Source organism: Halobaculum sp. EA56 (assembly GCF_051195075.1).
Classification (GTDB): Archaea; Halobacteriota; Halobacteria; order Halobacteriales; family Haloferacaceae; genus Halobaculum.
In genome coordinates this window covers 164,240-181,930 of the sequence record NZ_JBNTJX010000004.1, presented here as the reverse complement: position 1 = coordinate 181,930, position 17,691 = coordinate 164,240, and the positions used below count along the sequence as shown (strand labels likewise).

The window sequence follows — 17,691 nt, the reverse complement described above, 5'->3', positions numbered from 1 at the left end:
GCGTGCCCGAGTTCGACCCCGCCGAGTTCGACGTCTCCGAACTCGGCCCGAAGGTCCAGTCGATCGACGACCCGGAGGAACTCCGCGCCCTCCTGGCGGCCGAGCGCGACGGCGAGAACCGCGACGCGGTGATCACCGTCATCGAGAGCAGGCTGGAGCGGGTGACGGACGACGGCGACGACGCCGAGGAGGGCGATATCGACCTCGACGCGATGTCGGTGGCCGACATCGGCAACGCCCTCCAGGGCGTCGACGACCCGGACCGCCTGCGCGACCTCAGGGAGCGCGAGGTCGAGGGCGAGGAGCGCGACACCGTCCTCAGGCTGATCGACCGGCGCCTCGACTCCGTCGAGGGGGGCGAGGAGGGCGAGACCGGCGGCGCGGAGACGGACCGCGCCCCGCCGGAGGAGCGCCACCCGGAGCTGGACCATCCGACGGCGGACAAGCGCCACGTGCGGGCGCTGTCGGACGGCACCTACCGCGACATGTGGGTGTACTGCGAGACGCAGGCGGGCGACCTGCTCGACGTGTCGCGGGAGCTGCTCGGGAAGGCCCGCGAGCTGATGGACGGCTACAACGACGAGTACGTCGGAAACGCGGTCGAAGACCGCGCAGACGAGGACGACGAGCGCGTCGTCGCGGTCCTCATCGGCGACGACGTGGCCCGTCACGCCGACGAGTGCATCGCGCTCGGCGCGGACGTGGTCGTCTACCACGAGGACGACCGTCTGGCGCGGTTCCAGCACAAGCCGTACACGGAGGTGTTCGCGGACATGGCCCGGTGGGGCGCCGACCCGCCCGCCCGCGACGAGGACCGCGAGGCGACGCCCCCCGACGACGCCGACTGGCGCGACTACGACGAGCCCCGATACGTGCTGTTCCCGGCGACGCACAACGGTCGCGACCTCTCGGCGCTGGTGCAGGCGGAACTGGACTCCGGGCTCGCCTCCGACTGCTCCGGGCTGTTCATCGACGACGTGGGCATCTCCAACCCGGTGAAGACCGGCGCTCCCGGGACCACGCGGACGTTCGAGCGCGTCCTGCACATGAAGCGACCGGACTTCTCGGGGTTCGAGTACTCGACGATCCTCTGTCTGGACAACCCCGACCGCGAGTTCCACCCGCAGGGCGGGTCGGTCATCCCGGGGAGCTTCGAGGTGCCCGACCCGGACCCCGAGCGCGAGGGGGAGGTGATCGAACACGCGGGCGACCTCGACGACGGCTGGTTCCGCGTCGAGGTGACGGAGTTCGACCGCCTCGACGGCGGCGTCGACCTCTCTGGCCACGACGTGGTCGTCGCCGTCGGCCGGGGCATCGGCGACGACCCGACGCGCGGGATGGAGCTGGCGCTCGAGCTGGCGGACGCGTTCGAGGACGCCGCAGTCGGCGTCTCCCGCGGCATCGTCACCGGCTCGTACAGCTTCGACGGTCACGTCGAGGAGTACACCCGCGAGGAGCGCCAGATCGGCGAGACCGGACAGGTCGTCGAGCCCGACGTGTACATCGCCGCGGGCATCTCCGGGGCCGTCCAGCACAAGGTGGGCTGTGACGAGTCGGACACCATCGTCGCCGTGAACACCGACCCCGACGCCCGCATCCACGACTGGTGCGACTACTTCGTCGAGGGCGACCTCTTCGAGGTGCTCCCGCGGCTCACGGAGGCGGTGAAGACGGGGAACGTCGACGCCGAGGCGCTCGCCGACGGCGGTCCGGGCGTCGGAACCGACGACGGCGGCGGGCCCGCCGGGAGCGGGACCGGCGGGACCGCTGACCCGCGGTCCGACGGGGGTGAGACCCATGAGTAGCGGACCGGACGTCGGGTTCGGCTCGGCGGCCGCCGTCGACGGCGACGAGGAGTTCGAGGCGGTCGTGGTCGGTGCCGGCCCCGGCGGCGCCGCGGCGGCGGCCGTCCTCGCTGACAACGGCGTCGAGACGCTCGTGCTGGAGCGCGGCGTCGAGGCGGGGTCGAAGAACGTCTCCGGCGGCCTGCTGTACGCCGAGGAGTCGGCGCCGTTCGCGCTCGACTCCCTGTTCCCGGGGTTCCGCGGGGCCGCGACCGAGCGGCCCGTCACCCGCAACTACATGGACAACCTCGCGGGCGAGCGAGTCCACACGGTCGACCTCGGGCGCGTCCACGAGCACGACACCCGCTGGTGCGACTCGGTGCTCCGGCGACGGATGGACGCCTGGCTCGCCGAGCGGGTCCACGAGCGGACCGTCGAGGCCGGCGGGGGACTGCTCACCGGCGTTCGGGTGAACGGCCTGCTCCGCGAGGGCGGCGAGGTCGTCGGCGTCACCTGCGACGAACTCGACCCGATCCGCGCGGACCTGATCGTCGCCGCCGACGGGGTGAACAGCGAACTCGCCCGCGAGGCGGGGCTGATGGACTGGGACGAGCCGGAGGAGTGGTTCCAGGGCGTGAAGGCCGTGGTGGACGTGCCGCCCGAGGAGGTGAACGAGCGGTTCGGGGTCGACGACGACGAGGGCGTCGCCAGGCTGTTCGCGGGCGACCTGTTCGAGGGCGTCCGCGGCGGCGGCTTCCTGTACACGAACCGGGACTCGCTGTCGATCGGGACGGTGTTCCACCTCGACAGCCTCGCGGCCGAGCGCGCGGAGCCGCACGAGCTGCTCGACGCGCTGCTCACCCACCCCCACCTCGGGCAGTGGCTCCCCGACGAGTACGACGAGCGGGAGTACGCGGCGAAGCTCGTCCCGGACTCGAAGAAGGTCGCCCACCCGTCGCCCCACGAGGACCGGCTCCTGCTCGTCGGCGACGCGGCCGGGCAGATGCAGGCGCAGGGGCCGATCATCAAGGGGATGAACCACGCCGTCTCCGCGGGCGGCCTCGCGGCCGAGGCGTACATCGAGGCGCGCAACCGGCGCAAGCCCGAGAGCGCGGGGGACCGCTACGAGCGGAAGCTCCACGAGTCGGGGCTGTACGACACGCTCCGGCCCCGGCGGTACGAGGTCCTCGGGCGGCTCGGCGAGCGCGAGGCGGTCGCCGACGCGGTCGAGGGGCTCGCCCGGTCGCGCCTCGGCCGCCTCGGCGTCCGGGTCGCCGGCGGCGTCGTCGAGCGCGCGTTCAACTCGCCGTTCCTGCTTGGCGCGCTCCCGGACACGCGCGCGGCGTACGCGACCGTGCCGACCGTCCTCGCCGAGGAGCTGGGGCGGCCGGTCGCGGGCGACAACGACGCCGACCCGCCGTCGCTGGAGGAGCGCATCGGCGACCTCACCTACGACACCGACGTGGGCAACCCCCACATCGAGGTGATCGACAACTCCTACGACGCCAGCGGCACGGCCGTGACGGCGTGCCCGGTGAGCGCGGAGGGGTTCGGCGGGGGCTGCTACCGCGAGGAGACCGTCCGGGCGAACGGCGACGAAGAGCGGGTCGTCAGCCTCGACACCCAGCCGTGTATCGAGTGCGGCACCTGCGCGGTCGTCGCCGACACGGAGTGGACCCACCCCCGCGGCGGGAAGGGCGTCGAGTTCAGGGAGGGGTGAGCGCGCGTGGACGACGGCGAGGGGGACGACGTCGCCGCCGTCGCGGCGCGGGCGGCCCGGGCGCGACGACGGACCGAGCGGGCGGAGGAGCCCGACGAGGAGGCGGCGCTCGCGGCGGCCCGGGACGGACTCGGCCCGGTGGTCGCCCGATACGTCGACGCGCGAACGGGCGACCTCGAACGGCTCCCGCCCGACGGCCTCGCCCGCCTGAACCGCGCCTGCAACGACTGGCTCGTCGTGTACGCGCGCCGGTACGGCGTCGAGTGCGACCCGGGGGTCACTGTCCGAACCGCCGCGGAGGCGCTGCTCGACACCCACGACATCGTGGCGACGGCGCGGGTACTGACCGGCGTCCCCCGCGAGGGGTGACGCCCGACCACCGCGGTTCGGCCGCGACCCGCCGCGGGTTCGGCCCGACCGGTCGCCGGAGGGGGGCGGCGGCCGATGTAGACTTATATAGTGCGGTGTGTTAGCAGGAGTCATGGAGCTGACCGAGAAGCTGTCGTTCAGCCACGACGACAGGAAGGACCTGTACGAGTACGTGGAGGAGCACGGGACGGTCCACGAGCGGGAGGCGCGCCGCGCGCTCAACCTCGACCCGACGGCGTTCGGCCACCACGCGACGGTGCTGGTCCGGGACGGCTACCTCACGTGGGAGGACGATCACCTGAGCGTCGCCTACGAGGAGGAGGACGCGACCGAACACGAGGCGGACGGGTTCGCGTACACCGTCCGGATGGCCGCACAGCGGGACCTGAGCGGCCTCGTCGGCGCGATCCGCGAGGTCGCGGAGGAGGGGACGTACATCGAGGCGGAGACGGTCGCGGACATCATCGAGCACGACGAGGTGGTGTTGCGACACAACGAGCTCCGGTCGCGGCTGTTCTTCGTCGCCGCGGTCGACGACGACGTCATCGGGTGGGTCCACCTCGACCTGCCGGAGGCGGAGAAGCTGAGCCACACGGCGGTGTTGACGGTCGGCCTCCTCCCGGAGTACCGGGGGAAGGGGATCGGGTCGACCTTGCTGGAGCGCGGCGAGTCGTGGGCCGCCGACAACGGCTTCGAGAAACTGTACAACAGCGTGCCCGCGACGAACGAGGGGGCCGTCGAGTTCCTCGAGGCGCACGGCTGGGAGCGGGAGGCGGTCCGCGAGGGGCACTACAAGATCGACGGGGAGTACGTGGACGAGGTGATGATGGCCAGACGGCTGGAGTGAGGCCGCCGCGGGTACCGGCGGGGGTCAGGTCGGGTCGGGTCGGGTCGGGTCAGGGCCACTCGTCCTCGCGGCCGGACAACGGCTCCGCGACGACCCCGTCGCGCTGGACGAGCGTCCGCGCGTGCGCCACGCACACGTCCCGGTCGGCGGCCCACGGCACGTGCAGTCGCACCGCCGCCTCGCCCGCGCAGCCCTCCTCCGCGCACTCGGTCATCCCGGTTCGGAGTTGGAGCCCGGCCGAGTTGACTCCACCGGCGCCCGCGGGCGCCACGTTCACGGCGGTCGCCCGCGGCGTTCCCGTATGGACCCCCTGGACCTCACCCGACGGATCGACGTCGGGATGCAGACGTACCCCGGCGACCCCGAGGTCGCCGTCGAGCCGAGCGCGACGATGGCGGCGGACGGCTACCGCGTGACCCGGCTCTCGCTGTCGACTCACGCGGGAACGCACGTGGACGCCCCGGCGCACACCGAACCCGACGGGGCGACGCTCGACGAGTTCTCGGTCGGGGACTTCCGGCTCGACGCGCGCCTCGTCGACCTCCCGGGCGAGGCGCACGGGACCGACGACGCGGGGGGCTCGGGCGACGCCGGCGGGACGGACGCCGGCCTCGACGCGCGCGAGCCGATCGAACCGTCGATGCTCCCGGACGACGCCGACGGCGCCGACGTGCTCGTGGTCCGGACCGGGTGGGGAACCCACTGGGGCGCCGACCGGTACTTCGACCACCCGTATCTCACTCGCGCCGCCGCGCGCCGCGTCGCCGACCTGGGGTGCTCACTCGCGCTGGACACGCTCAGTCCCGACCCGTCGCCGACGGCCCGCGCGGGCGACGCGGAGCGCGAGGCCGGAACCGCACCGGACGGTCGGGCGACGGGGTCCCGGGACGAACCCGAGGGCGTCCCGGCCCACCGCGAACTGCTCGGGGCGGGCCGCCTCGTCGTCGAGAACCTCCGACTCCCGTCCGAACTCCCGGAGCGCTTCCGCCTGCGGGCGTACCCGCTGCGCGTCGACGCCGACGGGGCTCCCGCGCGCGCGGTGGCGGAGTGAGGGGAGCGCCGCCACGGAAGCCGTGCGGAAACCGGAGGCGGCTGGACGGCCGCGCGTCGGTGGCCGCGGGCCGCGGACGCCGGGACGGCGGGGCCGCGGGCCGTGAGCCGGGATCGCACGGTCGCCGCGCTTTGAACACGTTTATACGGCCCTCCCGACTACCGATGGAGTACGACCTGCTCGGGGTCGTGACCCGCTCCGTCGTCAGGGACTTACGACCGGCGGAGGTGTCGAGCCACCGAGCGGGAAGCCACACAACAATGTCAGTCTACGTCGATTACGAGACCCCGGCGGACCTCGCGGAACGAAGCCTCGACGCGCTCGAGGTCGCCCGCGACACCGGCATCGTGAAGAAAGGAACCAACGAGACGACCAAGGCGGTCGAGCGCGGCAACGCCGAGCTCGTGTACATCGCCGAGGACGTCGAACCCGAGGAGATCGTCATGCACCTCCCAGAGCTCTGCGAGGAGAAGGGCATCGCCTACGTCTTCATCGAGACGCAGGACGATGTCGGCCACGCGGCCGGCCTAGAGGTCGGCTCCGCGGCCGCGGCGGTCACCGAGGCCGGCGACGCCGAGGAGGACATCGACGACATCGCGGGCAAGGTCGAGGAACTGCGGTAACCCACCATGTCCGCCGAAGAGCAAGAGAGCGGCTCCACGCCCGCCGAGGTCGTCGAGATCGTCGGCAAGACCGGGATGCACGGCGAGGCCATGCAGGTCAAGTGCCGCATCCAGGAGGGCGAAAACCAGGGCCGCATCATCACGCGGAACGTCCTGGGTCCCGTCCGGATGGGGGACGTCCTCCAGCTGCGCGAGACCCAGCGCGACGCCGACTCCATCGGAGGTCAGTAAGCCAATGCCCCAGCAACGAGACTGCGACTACTGCGGCGCCGACATCGAGCCCGGCACGGGCACGATGTTCGTCGCCGTCGACGGCAGCGTCACGCACTTCTGTTCGGCCAAGTGCGAGAAGAACGCGGACCTGGGTCGCGAGGCGCGCGACCTGGAGTGGACGGCCGAGGGCCAGGAGTAACGCACCATGAGCGAACACGACGAACGCACGTTCGTGATGGTCAAGCCGGACGGCGTCCAGCGCGGCCTCATCGGGGACATCGTCTCCCGGTTCGAGGACCGCGGCCTGAAGCTCGTCGGCGCGAAGTTCATGCGGATCGACGAGGAGCTGGCCCACGAGCACTACGGCGAGCACGAGGGCAAGCCGTTCTTCGAGGGGCTCGTCGAGTTCATCACCTCCGGCCCCGTCTTCGCGATGGTGTGGGAGGGCGCCGACGCCACCCGCCAGGTTCGGAAGATGATGGGCGAGACCGACCCCGCCGAGTCGGCCCCGGGCACGATCCGCGGCGACTACGGGCTGGACCTGGGACACAACGTCATCCACGGCTCCGACCACGAGGACGAGGGCGCCAACGAGCGCGAGATCGCCCTGTTCTTCGACGAGGACGAACTCGTCGACTGGGACCTCGACGCGGCCGACTGGGTCTACGAGGACTGACGTCCGGCGTGGTTCGGCGGCCGCACGGCCGCCGACCGGCGACGGACGCTCGCGGCTCGCGATCCCTCCCGGAACGCTCCGAGGCCCAGCGGCGTCGCCGCCGACGGGGTATGGAGGGGCCCCGGAAGAAACCGGCAATTATTGCTTTCTCGCGCGATGTGAGGTCAGTTGACACGAAACACGGAGGGTATGAGCGACGCCGAGGAGCCGTCGGGAACGGGAGCACACGGACACGCACACGCGGACCACGATCACGACCACGGCGTGGAGGGGCCGGGGTACGCGACGCCGCAGGCGGCGATCGAGGAGTCCGAGCCCGAGGAGACCGCCTACGTGATGGGGCTGTACACCGGGAGCGACGTGGACGCCCCCGACTTCCTCGCGGTGGTCGACGTGGACCCCGACTCCGACACGTACGCGGAGGTCGTGAACCGCGTCGAGATGCCGAACCGCGGCGACGAGTTGCACCACTTCGGCTGGAACGCCTGCTCGTCGTCGTGTCACGTCGGCGGGCTCGAACGCCGACACCTGCTCGTGCCCGGGCAGCGCTCCTCGCGGATCCACGTGATCGACACCGAGGACCGCCGCGACCCGGAGCTGACGGAGGTGATCGAACCCGAGGAGGTGTACGAACACGACCTCTCGGCGCCCCACACCGTCCACTGCATCCCGGACGGCGAGATCCTGATCAGCATGCTCGGCGACGCCGACGGCGGGCTCCCCGGCGGGTTCCTGGAGCTGAACGACGACTTCGAGGTGGAGGGACGGTGGGAGCCGCCGGGGGAGATCGAGATGAACTACGACTTCTGGTACCAGCCCCGGCAGAACGTGATGGTCTCCTCGGAGTGGGCCGCCCCGGAGACGTACTACCCGGGGTTCGACCTGGCCGACGTCGAGGCCGGGAAGTACGGCCGGAAGCTTCACTTCTGGGACTGGGAGGCCGGCGAGGTGCAGCAGACGGTCGACCTGGGCGAGGAGGGGCAGATCCCGCTGGAGGTGCGGTTCCTCCACACGCCGGAGTCGACCCACGGGTACGTCGGCGCGGCGCTGTCCTCCAACATCGTTCACTTCTGGGAGGAGGACGGGGAGTACGAGACGGAGGTCGCCATCGACTTCGAGGCGCGCGAGCACCCCGACTGGGACATGCCCGTGCCGGCGCTCCCGACGGACATCCTGATCTCGATGGACGACCGCTACCTGTTCGGGTCGAACTGGCTCCACGGCGAGGTGTGGATGTACGACGTCTCCGACCCGGCGAACCCCCGGAAGGCCGACTCCATCTCGATCGGCGGGTACTTCGGCGAGCGGCAGGAGGTGCAGGGGCGGGAACTGGTCGCCGGCCCGCAGATGCTCCAGCTCTCGCTCGACGGCGAGCGGCTCTACTGGACCACCTCGCTGTTCTCCTCGTGGGACGACACGTTCTTCCCGGAGGAGGGGGAGCGCGGGTCGGTCATGCTGAAGGCCGACGTCGACCCCCGCCGCGGGACGCTCTCGCTGGACGAGGACTTCCTGGTCGACTTCGGCGACCTGCCGGCGGGACCGGCGCGCGCCCACGAGATCCGGTGGCCCGACGGCGACTGCACGAGCGACGTCTGGCAGTAGCCCCGCGTGCCCCACGACCTCGTCCTCCGGTGGGACGACGGCCGCGAGGAGACGGTCGAGGCCGGCTCCGACGAGTCCGTGTTCGCGGCCGCCGAGCGCGCCGGCGTCGGCCTCCCGATCGGGTGTCGGACGGGCGCGTGTGCGACCTGCACCGGGCAGCTCCTGTCGGGGGCGGTGTCGCACCGCAGGCCGCCGCGGGCGCTGGACCGGGACCGGCTCGACGAGGGGTACGTCCTCCTGTGTATCGCCGAACCGCGCGCGGACTGCGTCCTCCGCGTCGGCAGCGCCGTCGCGCGCGAACTCACGTCGAACCCCTGGAAGTGAGGTCGAACCCCCGGAAGTGACCGCGTCCGACGCGACCCGACCGCCGCTCAGTCGATCCGTTCGGCCGTCTCCTCGTACCGGTCGATCAGCGCGGCGTAGTGGTCGGCGCCGAACCGCCCCGGGGACGGGCCCGCGTCGGCGTCCAGTTCGGTCCTCACCTCGGCCGGAACGCCGGTCACGAGCGTCCGCGGGGGGACCTCCGTCCCCTCGGTGACGACGGCGCCGGCGCCGACGACGGCGTCCTCGCCGACGCGGGCGTCGTCGAGCACGACCGCGTTCATGCCCACGAGCGCCCCCTCGGCCACCGTCGCCGCGTGGACGATGGCGTTGTGACCGACCGTCACCTCCGGTTCGAGGACGGCGTCCTCGTGGAGCACCGCGCCGTCCTGCACGTTCGACTCCCGGCCCACCTCGATGCGGCCGTGGTCGCCGCGGAGGGTGGCGTTGGGCCAGACGCTCGCGTCCTCCGCCAGCACCACGTCGCCGATGACGACGGCGGTCTCGTCCACGTACGCCGACTCCGCTATCTCCGGCTCCGTTCCGTCGAGGGCTCTGATCACGGCGGAGGGTGCGCGCCTGGGGGGCTTGAAACGTGTGGACCGGGCGGGTCGGGGTCGACGGACCCGACGGCTCGCGCCGCCGGAGCGCTGGCCGGTGTCGCCCCCAACGACAGCATACAAATCGGACGGCGTCCAAGCACGCCCATGGTCACGTTCCTCGCCGGCGGCACCGGCACGCCGAAGCTCCTCGACGGCGCCGCCGACGTCTTCGCCCCCGGATCCACGACCGTCGTCGGGAACACCGGCGACGACGTGGAGCTGGGCGGGCACCTCGTGTGCCCCGACCTCGACACGGTCCTGTTCCACGGCGGCGGCGTCATCGACCGCGAGACGTGGTGGGGGATCGCCGACGACACGACCGAGACCCACGAGGAGCTCCACCGGCTCGCCGACGCCGCCGGCCTCGACGGCGGCCCGCGCTACCTCCCCGAGGCGGCTCAGACGACGGGCCGGGAGATCGCCCGCTGGCGGCGCTTCTCGGGCGTCGCCGAGTTCATGGAGATCGGCGACCGCGACCGCGCGGTCCACGTCACCCGGACCTCGCTGCTCGACGGGGGGAACACCCTCACCGAGGTCACCCGGACTCTCGCGGACGCCTTCGGCCTCGATATCGACCTGCTCCCGATGAGCGACGACCCCGTGGCGACGATCGTCCACACGGCCGAGGGGCCGATGCACTTCCAGGAGTACTGGGTGGCGAACCGCGGCGAGCCGGCGGTCGAGGACGTCGAGTTCCGCGGCGGCGACGCCGCGGCGGCGACCGACGCCGTCCGCGACGCCCTCGGCGACGAGGTGGTGATAGGCCCCTCGAACCCCGTCACCAGCATCGGACCGATGCTCGCGGTCGAGGGGATCCGCGCGGCGCTCGCGGAGACGCCGGTCGTCGCCGTCTCGCCGTTCGTGGAGGACCGCGTGTTCTCCGGCCCGGCCGCCGACCTGATGCGGGGCGTCGGTCGCGAGCCGAGCACCGCCGGCGTCGCGGCGGCGTACCCGTTCGCGGACGCGTTCGTGCTCGACGAGGCGGACGGCACCGACCTCGACCGGCCGGTCGTGCGCACCGACACCCGGATGGACGACGCCGCCGACGCCGCCCGCGTGGCCCGGGCGTGCCGGGAGGCGCTGGAGGTGGTCCGGTGACCGGGAGCGGAAGCGGGGACCGGAGCGACGCGGGCGGCCGCCCGGCGCCCGCCCGGACCCTCGGGATCGACCCGCCGGTGGCGCTGTCGAGCCTCTCGGGCGAGTCCGACGCCGAGTGGGCGCTCGCGGGCGCCGAGCACGCGGGCGCGGCGTTCCTCGGCGGCATCGCGGTCGACCGGGAGAGCCGCGAGGCCGTCCGCGGGATGGTCGCCGACCGCGACCGCGACGAGTTCCTCCCCGAGGACCCCGTCGCGTGGATCGACGCGCAGCTGGCCGCCGTCGCCGACGCGGACGCGGCTCTGCGACCCGCGGTGAACGTCCGCGCCACCCGGCCGGAGGCGATCCGGGGCGCCGCCGCGGTGTGTGCCGACCACGGCGCGATCCTGGAGGTGAACGCCCACTGCCGGCAGGCGGAACTGTGCGCGGTCGGCTGCGGCGAGTCGCTCCTGCGGGACACCGACCGCCTCGCCGGGTACGTCGCCGCCGCGAGCGACGCCGGCGCGGACGTGAGCGTGAAGGTCCGCGCGGAGGTCGACGGCGTCGACCCGGCGGGGACGGCCCGCGCGGTCGCGGACGCCGGCGCGGACGCGGTCCACGTCGACGCCATGGACTCCGAGGGCGTCGTCGGCATCGTCAAGGACGCGGCACCGGGGATGACGGTGATCGCGAACAACGGCGTCCGCGGCCGCGCGACGGTCCGCGAGTACCTCGCCGCCGGCGCCGACGTGGTGAGCGTCGGCCGGCCCAGCGACGACCCGCGCGTCCTCCGGCGGGTACGCGAGGCCGTGGACGAGTGGGTCGCCGAGGAGGGCACCGCAGGGAGGCAGGAGGGGCGCGACGCGCCGGAGGTGTCGCGGTGACCGCGACACCCGACGGGGTCCCGCGCCGGGACCCCGCCGCGAACGCGGAACTCGCGCTCCTCCTGGAGGTCGCGGGCACGCCGAAGCCGGGGAACGTCGACCGCCGGCGGGACCTCGCGGACCTGCGCTTCGAACACTTCCTCGCCGGGGCGGTGGGCGCCCGGCCCGGCCTCGACCGCGCCGCCGCCGGCGACCCCGTGGGCGAGGCGTTCGAGGCGGCCGTCGCGGGGATGAGCGAGCAGTCCGGCGGCAACACGCAGTTCGGCTGTCTGCTCCTGCTCGTCCCGCTCGTGCGCGCGGCCGCCGCGGGCGACCTCTCCCGCGAGGGCGTCCGCGCGGTGTGCGAGGCCACGACCGTCGCGGACGCCGCGGGGTTCTACCGGGCGTTCGAGCACGTCGACGTGGCGGTGACGGACCCGCCCGAGGGGATGGACGCGCTGGACGTGCGCCGCGGCGCCGACGCGGTGGCGACGCTGCGCGAGCGCGGCCTGCCGCTGTTCGACGTGCTGCGCGAGTCCGCCGACCTGCCCGACGGCCGCGGCGACGCTAACGCCCGCGAGTGGGTCGAGGGCTTCCCGCGGACGTTCCGCGCGGCGGCGGCGATCCGCGCGGACGAGGGGCCGATCACGGATCGCACGGCCCGCGCGTTCCTCGACCTGCTCGCGGAGGCCGAGGACACGCTCGTGCGAACCCAGCACGGACCGGAGGTCGCGCGGGAGGTGCGCGAGCGGGCGGACGAGGTCGACACGCTCGACGAGGCGGAGGCGTGGGCGGAGGAGCTGGTCGACCGCGGGGTCAACCCGGGGACGACGGCCGACATCGCCGCCGCGGCGCTGTTCGTCGCGCTCGAACGGGGGGTGTCGGTGTGAGCGAGCGCCCGTCCGACGACGCCGGGGACAGCGACGGCGGAGACGACGACGCCCACGGCGGGAACGCCGACGCCGACGCGGGAACGGCGACCGACGCCTGGCCCGCGGACCTCCGCGGCGTCACCGAGTCGGTCGTGGCGACGCTCGGCCCGAACGGGAAGTGGAACGTGGCCGCGCTCGGCCTCCACGCACCCGAACACGACGACAGACCGGCCGAGGCGCCGGTGCGCGCGCGGACGTGGGGCCGGACGCGGACCCGGCGGAACTTCACCGAGCGGGGCGGCGGCGTCGTCCAGTTCGTGACCGACCCGCGCGACTTCGTCGACGCCGCGGCGACGGTCCGCGAGGAGGACGAGCCCGTGCTCGACTCGGCGGACGCGTGGGCGGAGGTGACGGCCGAACGCGTCGACAGCGGCGAGCGCGGCGGCACGGAGTGGGTCGACTGGCACCTGCGCGTGACCGACGCGGCCGTGGAGCGGACGGGGGTGCGGACGATCAACCGCGGGTTCGCCGCGGTCGTCGACGCCACGGTCGCCGTCTCGCGGCTCGACGTGCCGGCGTACGACACCGACGTCCTGCTGGAGCGGCTTCGGTACTTCTCGGACGTGGTCGACCGCTGCGGCGGGCCGGCCGAGCGCGAGGCGTTCGAGCGGTTGAGCGACGCCAGCGGGTGGCGTGCGAGATGCGAGTGCAGCGAGCATCTCGATGCGAAGGGGGAGCGGAGCGACCCGTGAGCCCTGCGCGGTCGAGCGAGCGGGCCGTCGAGCGGCCGCGACGCGGGCGACGCGGAACGAACGCTTTTAGTTCGCGTTCCGTCTTGTTCCCGACATGGCGATCAAACCCAAGTACGTCAAGCAGCTCGCGACGCTGCTGCTGGAGAAGTACCCGGAGTCGTTCAACACGGACTTCGAGACGAACAAGGAGAACGTCGAGAAACTGACCAACGTGGAGTCGAAGGGCGTCCGCAACCGCATCGCGGGCTACATCACGCGCAAGAAGGCCAGCAGCGCGGCCTCGGCGTAATCTGCTACCGGAGTTCTCGCGGACGCGCGTCCGACGTCCAGTGACCGGCGAGCCGCGGCCGTGCGTGCCGTCGCTCCCGTCCCCGGCGGCACGGACCCGGGCACCGCCGCGGTCTCGGCGGTCACGCTCGGCTTCGGGCGTCCTGCGGCGCCGGCGTTCCGGCGTGCGTTCCGGGCACACGCAACCGACAGGTTGAACGACGAGGCCCGCCGCTCCCCGGTATGTCGACTTCCTCGCTCGCGGACCGGCTGGGGACGTCACCGGAGACGGCGTACCTCGCGGCCGTCACGGCGGGCGTGCTCGCTCTGGCCGGCGGAGCGCTGGCGTTCCCCGAACGCGTGTACGACGGCTTCATCTGGCACTACTTCTGGGGACCGGTGCAGGCCGACGCCAACTCCGCGGCCTGTGCGATCCGCCCCGGCAGCAGCGTCGAGTACCTCTACTCGCAGGCGGAGTGCACCGCCGCGGCCGAGCCGGTCGCCTACCCCGGCTACACGCTGGTCTCGGAGGCCGGCTACGTGGCGATCCTGCTCGTCGCGCTCGCCGGGGTCGTCCTCCTGTTACGCCGGCTGGACATCGCACGGAGCACGGACTTCTTCCTCGCGCTCGTCCCCTTCTTCGTGTTCGGGGGCGCGCTGCGCGTCGTCGAGGACGCCGACAACGCGATGGCCGACACGCTGCTGCCGTACCCGTGGGACACCCTGCTCATCAGCCCGATCATCTACTTCACCGTCTTCGGGCTCACCCTCGCGGCGGTCGTCGCGGCCGTCTGGCTCGACCGCCGCGGCGCCATCGACGGCATCGAGCGGCCGATCCTCGGGGTCGGCATCGCGCTGAACGTGCTCACCGTCGGCTTCCTCGCGGCGCTGGCGCTCGAACCCGGCAATCCCGTCACCTTCTACCCGCAGGTGATCGGCGTCATCCTCGTCGCCACCGCCGTCGCCACGGCGGGGACGTGGTACGCGACGCGGGCGGCGATCCCGTGGGTCCACTCGGGCACGGGGGCCGCGGGCGTCGTCGTCATCGCCGCCCACGCGCTCGACGGCGTCGCCAACGTCGTCGGCCTCGACTACATGGTCGCGCTCGGCGCCGGCCCGAACCTCGTCCCGAAGCACCCGGTGAACCAGTTCATCGTCGACACCGCGGGCGCCGCGTGGCCGTTCCTCGTGGTGAAGCTCGTGGCCGCCGTGCTGGTGCTCGCCATCTTCGAGGAGGAACTGTTCGCCGAGTCGCCGCGCTACGCGGTGTTGCTGCTGATCGCGGTGACCGCCGTCGGGATGGGCCCCGGGACGCGCGACATGCTGCGCGCGACGTTCGGGATCTGAGCGTCCGTCTCGGTTCCGGTCCGGCAAAGAGTTCCGCTAGTCCGGTGCTCCGTGGAGTTCCGATCCCAGCAGGTACAGCGGGTAGCCGAACAGGAACAGGAGAACCGCTGCGCCGCCGCTGACCGTCAGATACGACACCGGCTGTATCCGTCCTCGGTCGACGGCGAGGAAGGTGAACAGAAGGAGAGACACGGCGACGAGTTCGCCCGCCAACAGCCTGCGTCGCGTCCGTCCCGGGGTCACGGTTCCGAGCGCGAACTGGAGGCCCAGCCCGACCGACCCGAGGAGGATCCACTCGGGGAACTGGGGGACGAGAACGCGACCCTCCCGGACCCACCACGCGGCAACGACGACACAGAACGCGGTCGCGGCGGCGACGAGTCCCGACCGGACCGCTTGGGGAGTCGTCACCGTCCGCGGGTGCTCCCGTCGGCGGAGTCGGACGGCGGCCGTCGCAGTCAGAGCGACGAGGAGCGATCCGACCAGGAGTAGGACGAACTGGAGGACGCCGAGGATCCCGAAGCCGCTCGGGAGGACGCCGACCGTGGTCGCGAGCCCGTACCCGAAGACGCCGATCCCGAGAAGGAACACCGCCGCGATCAGCACACCGGCTCGGCTCGTGGCTCCGTCGGGGGGCGACCCCGTCCGCGCCTCGCTCGACATGTGGGGTACGTTCCCCCAGTCGCGGGGGGAACAAGTGTCTTCAGGGAAAGCCTACGGAGTCCGCTGGATCCGGACCTACTCCAGCACGACCAGCACGTCGCCCATGTCCACCGAGTCGCCCTCGCCGACGAGCACCCGACTCACGACGCCGCCCTTGTCGGCGACCACGTCGTTCTCCATCTTCATCGCCTCCAGCACGCACACCACGTCGCCGGCGGCGACCTCGTCGCCCTCGCTCACGTCGACCGAGAGGATGGTGCCCTGCATCTCGGCGGCGATGGCCTCGCCGTCCCCCTCGACGACGACCTCGTCCCCGCCGTCGTCCTCCTCGGCCACGTCGGGGCGCTCCATCCGGCCCGAGCCCGAGCTCCCGCCGTTGGGCGTCGGGATGGCGGGCGCGCCGCGCTCCTCGAGGCTCACGTCGAAGCGCTTGCCGTTCACCTCGACGGTGAACTCGCGCTCGGTGGACTCCTCCTCGTCCGTGTCGACCCCGGCGGCGTCGCCGGTGCCCCACCGCTCCTGAGCCTCCGCGAAGCGCGAGCGGTCGATCCCCTCGTCGAGGTACTTGGTGGTGTGTTTGCCCTCGACGAACGTCTCGTCGGTGAGCATCAGCCGGTGGAACGGGACGACGGTGACGACGCCCTCGATGTCGTACTCGGCGAGCGCCCGCTTCGAGCGGGCGATGCACTCCGCGCGGTCGGACCCGTGGACGATCAGCTTCGCGATCATCGAGTCGTAGTCGGTGACGATGTCGTCGCCCTGGCGGAGCGCGTCGTCGAGGCGGACGCCGATGCCGCCCGGCGGGTCGTACGTCTCCAGGTGCCCCTCGTTGGCGGGCGCGAAGTCGTTCGCGGCGTTCTCGGCGTTGATCCGGAACTCCATCGCGTGACCCTCCAACTCGACCTCGTCCTGGGAGAACCCGATCTCCTCGCCCATCGCGACCCGGAGCTGTTCCTTCACGATGTCGATGCCCGTCAGCTCCTCGGTGACGGTGTGCTCGACCTGGATGCGCGTGTTCACCTCCAGGAAGTAGAAGTTCGCGTCCGGGCCGAGCGGCTCGTCGGGGTCGCGGTCGGGGTCCTCCTCGACGAGGAACTCCACGGTGCCGGCGTTGGTGTAGTCGGCCGCGCGGACGCCGCGGCGGGCCGCCTCGCCGATCCGCTCGCGGAGCTCGTCCGAGAGCGCCGGGGAGGGGCCCTCCTCGATCACTTTCTGGTGGCGCCGCTGGAGCGAGCAGTCGCGCTCGCCGAGGTGGCGGACGTTGCCGTGCTCGTCGGCGACGATCTGCACCTCGATGTGGCGGGGGGTCTCCAGGTACCGCTCCAGGTACACCGAGTCGTTCGAGAAGTACGCCTGCCCCTCGCGCTTGGCCGACTCCAGGAGGTCTCCGGCCTCGTCGGCCGACTCGACGACCTTCATCCCGCGGCCGCCGCCGCCGCCCTCCGCCTTGATCGCGACGGGGTAGCCGTGTTCGTCGCCGAAGTCGGTGACCTCCTCGACCTCCGTGACGGGGTCGGTCGTCCCGGGGACGATCGGGACGTCCGCCTCGTCCATGATCCGTCGGGCCTTCGTCTTCTCGCCGAGCGCCTCCATCGCCTCGGCGTCCGGGCCGACCCAGGTGATCCCCTCCGCGTCGGCCACCTTCGCGGCGAAGTCGGCGTTCTCCGCCAGGAAGCCGTAGCCCGGGTGGATCGCGTCGGCGTCGGCCTTCCGGGCGGCCTCGACGATCGCGTCCTGGTCGAGGTAGGAGTCGGCCGCCCGCGCGGGGCCGACGTTGTACGCCTCGTCGGCGTAGCGGACGTGGCCGGAGTGCTTGTCGGCCTCGGAGTACACCGCGACCGTCTCGATGCCCAGTTCCTCGCAGGCGCGCATCACCCGGACCGCGATCTCCCCGCGGTTGGCGACCAACACCTTGTCGAATCCCCGAGTTTCGGTCATTCTTGCGAGACGGTTCCGCCGGCCGTCTACTCAAACCGTCGGTTCGGGGTCGTCCAGCCCCCGCCGATCGGCGGTTGACGGGCCGGAAGATTACCGTGCGCGCGAGT

At 72.5% G+C, this 17,691-nt stretch carries 21 protein-coding genes; 17 read left to right on the top strand and 4 right to left on the bottom strand.

All coding sequences use genetic code 11. The features are described from left to right. Positions 1 to 2: 2 nt before the first annotated feature. The 4 genes from ACQUQ1_RS08785 (at position 3) to ACQUQ1_RS08770 (ending at position 4,720) form a co-directional block, all read left to right on the top strand. Positions 3 to 1,805 carry an electron transfer flavoprotein subunit alpha/FixB family protein gene (locus ACQUQ1_RS08785; RefSeq protein ID WP_435063904.1) on the top strand — a complete coding sequence of 601 codons (1,803 nt, stop codon included), beginning with the start codon at positions 3 to 5 and terminating at the stop codon, positions 1,803 to 1,805. Continuing rightward, on the top strand, positions 1,798 to 3,504 hold the full coding sequence (locus tag ACQUQ1_RS08780) for an FAD-dependent monooxygenase (RefSeq protein WP_435063903.1): 1,707 nt from the start codon (positions 1,798 to 1,800) through the stop codon (positions 3,502 to 3,504). Before ACQUQ1_RS08785 ends, ACQUQ1_RS08780 begins: the two co-directional genes overlap by 8 nt. Before the next feature lie 6 nt (positions 3,505 to 3,510). Continuing rightward, positions 3,511 to 3,873, top strand: coding sequence for a hypothetical protein (locus tag ACQUQ1_RS08775; RefSeq protein ID WP_435063902.1), 363 nt, complete (start codon positions 3,511 to 3,513; stop codon positions 3,871 to 3,873). 112 nt (positions 3,874 to 3,985) lie between these two features. Next, a complete protein-coding gene (locus tag ACQUQ1_RS08770; RefSeq protein ID WP_435063901.1) occupies positions 3,986 to 4,720 on the top strand; it encodes a GNAT family N-acetyltransferase in 735 nt (244 codons plus the stop codon). 49 nt (positions 4,721 to 4,769) lie between these two features. Here ACQUQ1_RS08770 and ACQUQ1_RS08765 read toward each other — a convergent pair whose 3' ends face one another. Continuing rightward, on the bottom strand, positions 4,770 to 4,934 hold the full coding sequence (locus ACQUQ1_RS08765) for a hypothetical protein (protein ID WP_435063900.1): 165 nt from the start codon (positions 4,932 to 4,934) through the stop codon (positions 4,770 to 4,772). 87 nt (positions 4,935 to 5,021) lie between these two features. Between ACQUQ1_RS08765 and ACQUQ1_RS08760 the strand changes: the two genes are divergently transcribed. From ACQUQ1_RS08760 to ACQUQ1_RS08730, 7 genes are all read left to right on the top strand, one after another. Further along, positions 5,022 to 5,771 carry a cyclase family protein gene (locus ACQUQ1_RS08760; RefSeq protein WP_435063899.1) on the top strand — a complete coding sequence of 250 codons (750 nt, stop codon included), beginning with the start codon at positions 5,022 to 5,024 and terminating at the stop codon, positions 5,769 to 5,771. 260 nt (positions 5,772 to 6,031) lie between these two features. Then, positions 6,032 to 6,394 (top strand): 50S ribosomal protein L7Ae, encoded by a 363-nt coding sequence (gene rpl7ae, locus ACQUQ1_RS08755; RefSeq protein WP_435063898.1) that lies wholly within the window; start codon positions 6,032 to 6,034, stop codon positions 6,392 to 6,394. Positions 6,395 to 6,400: 6 nt separating this feature from the next. After that, complete coding sequence (locus tag ACQUQ1_RS08750; protein ID WP_284014164.1) at positions 6,401 to 6,625, top strand: 30S ribosomal protein S28e; 225 nt, start codon at positions 6,401 to 6,403, stop codon at positions 6,623 to 6,625. Between the two features lie 4 nt (positions 6,626 to 6,629). Continuing rightward, on the top strand, positions 6,630 to 6,806 hold the full coding sequence (locus ACQUQ1_RS08745) for a 50S ribosomal protein L24e (protein WP_435063897.1): 177 nt from the start codon (positions 6,630 to 6,632) through the stop codon (positions 6,804 to 6,806). A 6-nt stretch (positions 6,807 to 6,812) separates the two neighbouring features. Further along, on the top strand, positions 6,813 to 7,283 hold the full coding sequence (ndk, locus tag ACQUQ1_RS08740; protein ID WP_435063896.1) for a nucleoside-diphosphate kinase: 471 nt from the start codon (positions 6,813 to 6,815) through the stop codon (positions 7,281 to 7,283). Positions 7,284 to 7,472: 189 nt separating this feature from the next. Continuing rightward, positions 7,473 to 8,885 (top strand): selenium-binding protein SBP56-related protein, encoded by a 1,413-nt coding sequence (locus ACQUQ1_RS08735; RefSeq protein WP_435063895.1) that lies wholly within the window; start codon positions 7,473 to 7,475, stop codon positions 8,883 to 8,885. Between the two features lie 6 nt (positions 8,886 to 8,891). Then, a complete protein-coding gene (locus ACQUQ1_RS08730) occupies positions 8,892 to 9,209 on the top strand; it encodes a 2Fe-2S iron-sulfur cluster-binding protein (protein ID WP_435063894.1) in 318 nt (105 codons plus the stop codon). A 47-nt stretch (positions 9,210 to 9,256) separates the two neighbouring features. Here the strand turns inward: ACQUQ1_RS08730 and ACQUQ1_RS08725 are convergent, their stop codons facing one another. Then, positions 9,257 to 9,769: a gamma carbonic anhydrase family protein gene (locus ACQUQ1_RS08725; RefSeq protein WP_435063893.1), complete on the bottom strand. Its 513-nt coding sequence runs from the start codon at positions 9,767 to 9,769 to the stop codon at positions 9,257 to 9,259. Between the two features lie 144 nt (positions 9,770 to 9,913). On the opposite strand from ACQUQ1_RS08725, the gene cofD reads away from it, so the two are divergent. The 6 genes from cofD (at position 9,914) to ACQUQ1_RS08695 (ending at position 14,983) form a co-directional block, all read left to right on the top strand. Continuing rightward, complete coding sequence (cofD, locus tag ACQUQ1_RS08720) at positions 9,914 to 10,906, top strand: 2-phospho-L-lactate transferase (RefSeq protein WP_435063892.1); 993 nt, start codon at positions 9,914 to 9,916, stop codon at positions 10,904 to 10,906. 65 nt (positions 10,907 to 10,971) lie between these two features. Further along, a complete protein-coding gene (locus tag ACQUQ1_RS08715; protein ID WP_435064126.1) occupies positions 10,972 to 11,766 on the top strand; it encodes a tRNA-dihydrouridine synthase in 795 nt (264 codons plus the stop codon). Beyond that, on the top strand, positions 11,763 to 12,635 hold the full coding sequence (locus ACQUQ1_RS08710; RefSeq protein WP_435063891.1) for a triphosphoribosyl-dephospho-CoA synthase: 873 nt from the start codon (positions 11,763 to 11,765) through the stop codon (positions 12,633 to 12,635). Before ACQUQ1_RS08715 ends, ACQUQ1_RS08710 begins: the two co-directional genes overlap by 4 nt. After that, entirely contained in the window at positions 12,632 to 13,369 is a 738-nt protein-coding gene (locus ACQUQ1_RS08705) for a DUF447 domain-containing protein (RefSeq protein ID WP_435063890.1), read from the top strand. The genes ACQUQ1_RS08710 and ACQUQ1_RS08705 overlap by 4 nt, the downstream gene beginning before the upstream one ends. Before the next feature lie 94 nt (positions 13,370 to 13,463). Further along, on the top strand, positions 13,464 to 13,658 hold the full coding sequence (locus ACQUQ1_RS08700) for a 30S ribosomal protein S17e (protein ID WP_435063889.1): 195 nt from the start codon (positions 13,464 to 13,466) through the stop codon (positions 13,656 to 13,658). 221 nt (positions 13,659 to 13,879) lie between these two features. Next, positions 13,880 to 14,983: a DUF63 family protein gene (locus tag ACQUQ1_RS08695; protein WP_435063888.1), complete on the top strand. Its 1,104-nt coding sequence runs from the start codon at positions 13,880 to 13,882 to the stop codon at positions 14,981 to 14,983. 36 nt (positions 14,984 to 15,019) lie between these two features. Here the strand turns inward: ACQUQ1_RS08695 and ACQUQ1_RS08690 are convergent, their stop codons facing one another. Together ACQUQ1_RS08690 and ACQUQ1_RS08685 are read right to left on the bottom strand one after the other, a co-directional pair. Beyond that, positions 15,020 to 15,646 carry a hypothetical protein gene (locus ACQUQ1_RS08690; protein ID WP_435063887.1) on the bottom strand — a complete coding sequence of 209 codons (627 nt, stop codon included), beginning with the start codon at positions 15,644 to 15,646 and terminating at the stop codon, positions 15,020 to 15,022. A 75-nt stretch (positions 15,647 to 15,721) separates the two neighbouring features. Beyond that, positions 15,722 to 17,584 (bottom strand): acetyl-CoA carboxylase biotin carboxylase subunit, encoded by a 1,863-nt coding sequence (locus ACQUQ1_RS08685; protein ID WP_435063886.1) that lies wholly within the window; start codon positions 17,582 to 17,584, stop codon positions 15,722 to 15,724. Positions 17,585 to 17,691 lie beyond the last annotated feature (107 nt).

Coding starts and splice junctions, on each gene's coding strand:
- ACQUQ1_RS08770 (WP_435063901.1), top strand. CDS start 3,986: ATGGAGCTGACCGAGAAGCTGTCGTTCAGCCACGACGACAGGAAGGAC.
- ACQUQ1_RS08695 (WP_435063888.1), top strand. CDS start 13,880: ATGTCGACTTCCTCGCTCGCGGACCGGCTGGGGACGTCACCGGAGACG.
- ACQUQ1_RS08780 (WP_435063903.1), top strand. CDS start 1,798: ATGAGTAGCGGACCGGACGTCGGGTTCGGCTCGGCGGCCGCCGTCGAC.
- ACQUQ1_RS08750 (WP_284014164.1), top strand. CDS start 6,401: ATGTCCGCCGAAGAGCAAGAGAGCGGCTCCACGCCCGCCGAGGTCGTC.
- ACQUQ1_RS08690 (WP_435063887.1), bottom strand. CDS start 15,646: ATGTCGAGCGAGGCGCGGACGGGGTCGCCCCCCGACGGAGCCACGAGC.
- ACQUQ1_RS08700 (WP_435063889.1), top strand. CDS start 13,464: ATGGCGATCAAACCCAAGTACGTCAAGCAGCTCGCGACGCTGCTGCTG.
- ACQUQ1_RS08760 (WP_435063899.1), top strand. CDS start 5,022: ATGGACCCCCTGGACCTCACCCGACGGATCGACGTCGGGATGCAGACG.
- cofD (WP_435063892.1), top strand. CDS start 9,914: ATGGTCACGTTCCTCGCCGGCGGCACCGGCACGCCGAAGCTCCTCGAC.
- ACQUQ1_RS08745 (WP_435063897.1), top strand. CDS start 6,630: ATGCCCCAGCAACGAGACTGCGACTACTGCGGCGCCGACATCGAGCCC.
- ndk (WP_435063896.1), top strand. CDS start 6,813: ATGAGCGAACACGACGAACGCACGTTCGTGATGGTCAAGCCGGACGGC.
- rpl7ae (WP_435063898.1), top strand. CDS start 6,032: ATGTCAGTCTACGTCGATTACGAGACCCCGGCGGACCTCGCGGAACGA.
- ACQUQ1_RS08765 (WP_435063900.1), bottom strand. CDS start 4,934: ATGACCGAGTGCGCGGAGGAGGGCTGCGCGGGCGAGGCGGCGGTGCGA.
- ACQUQ1_RS08735 (WP_435063895.1), top strand. CDS start 7,473: ATGAGCGACGCCGAGGAGCCGTCGGGAACGGGAGCACACGGACACGCA.
- ACQUQ1_RS08685 (WP_435063886.1), bottom strand. CDS start 17,584: ATGACCGAAACTCGGGGATTCGACAAGGTGTTGGTCGCCAACCGCGGG.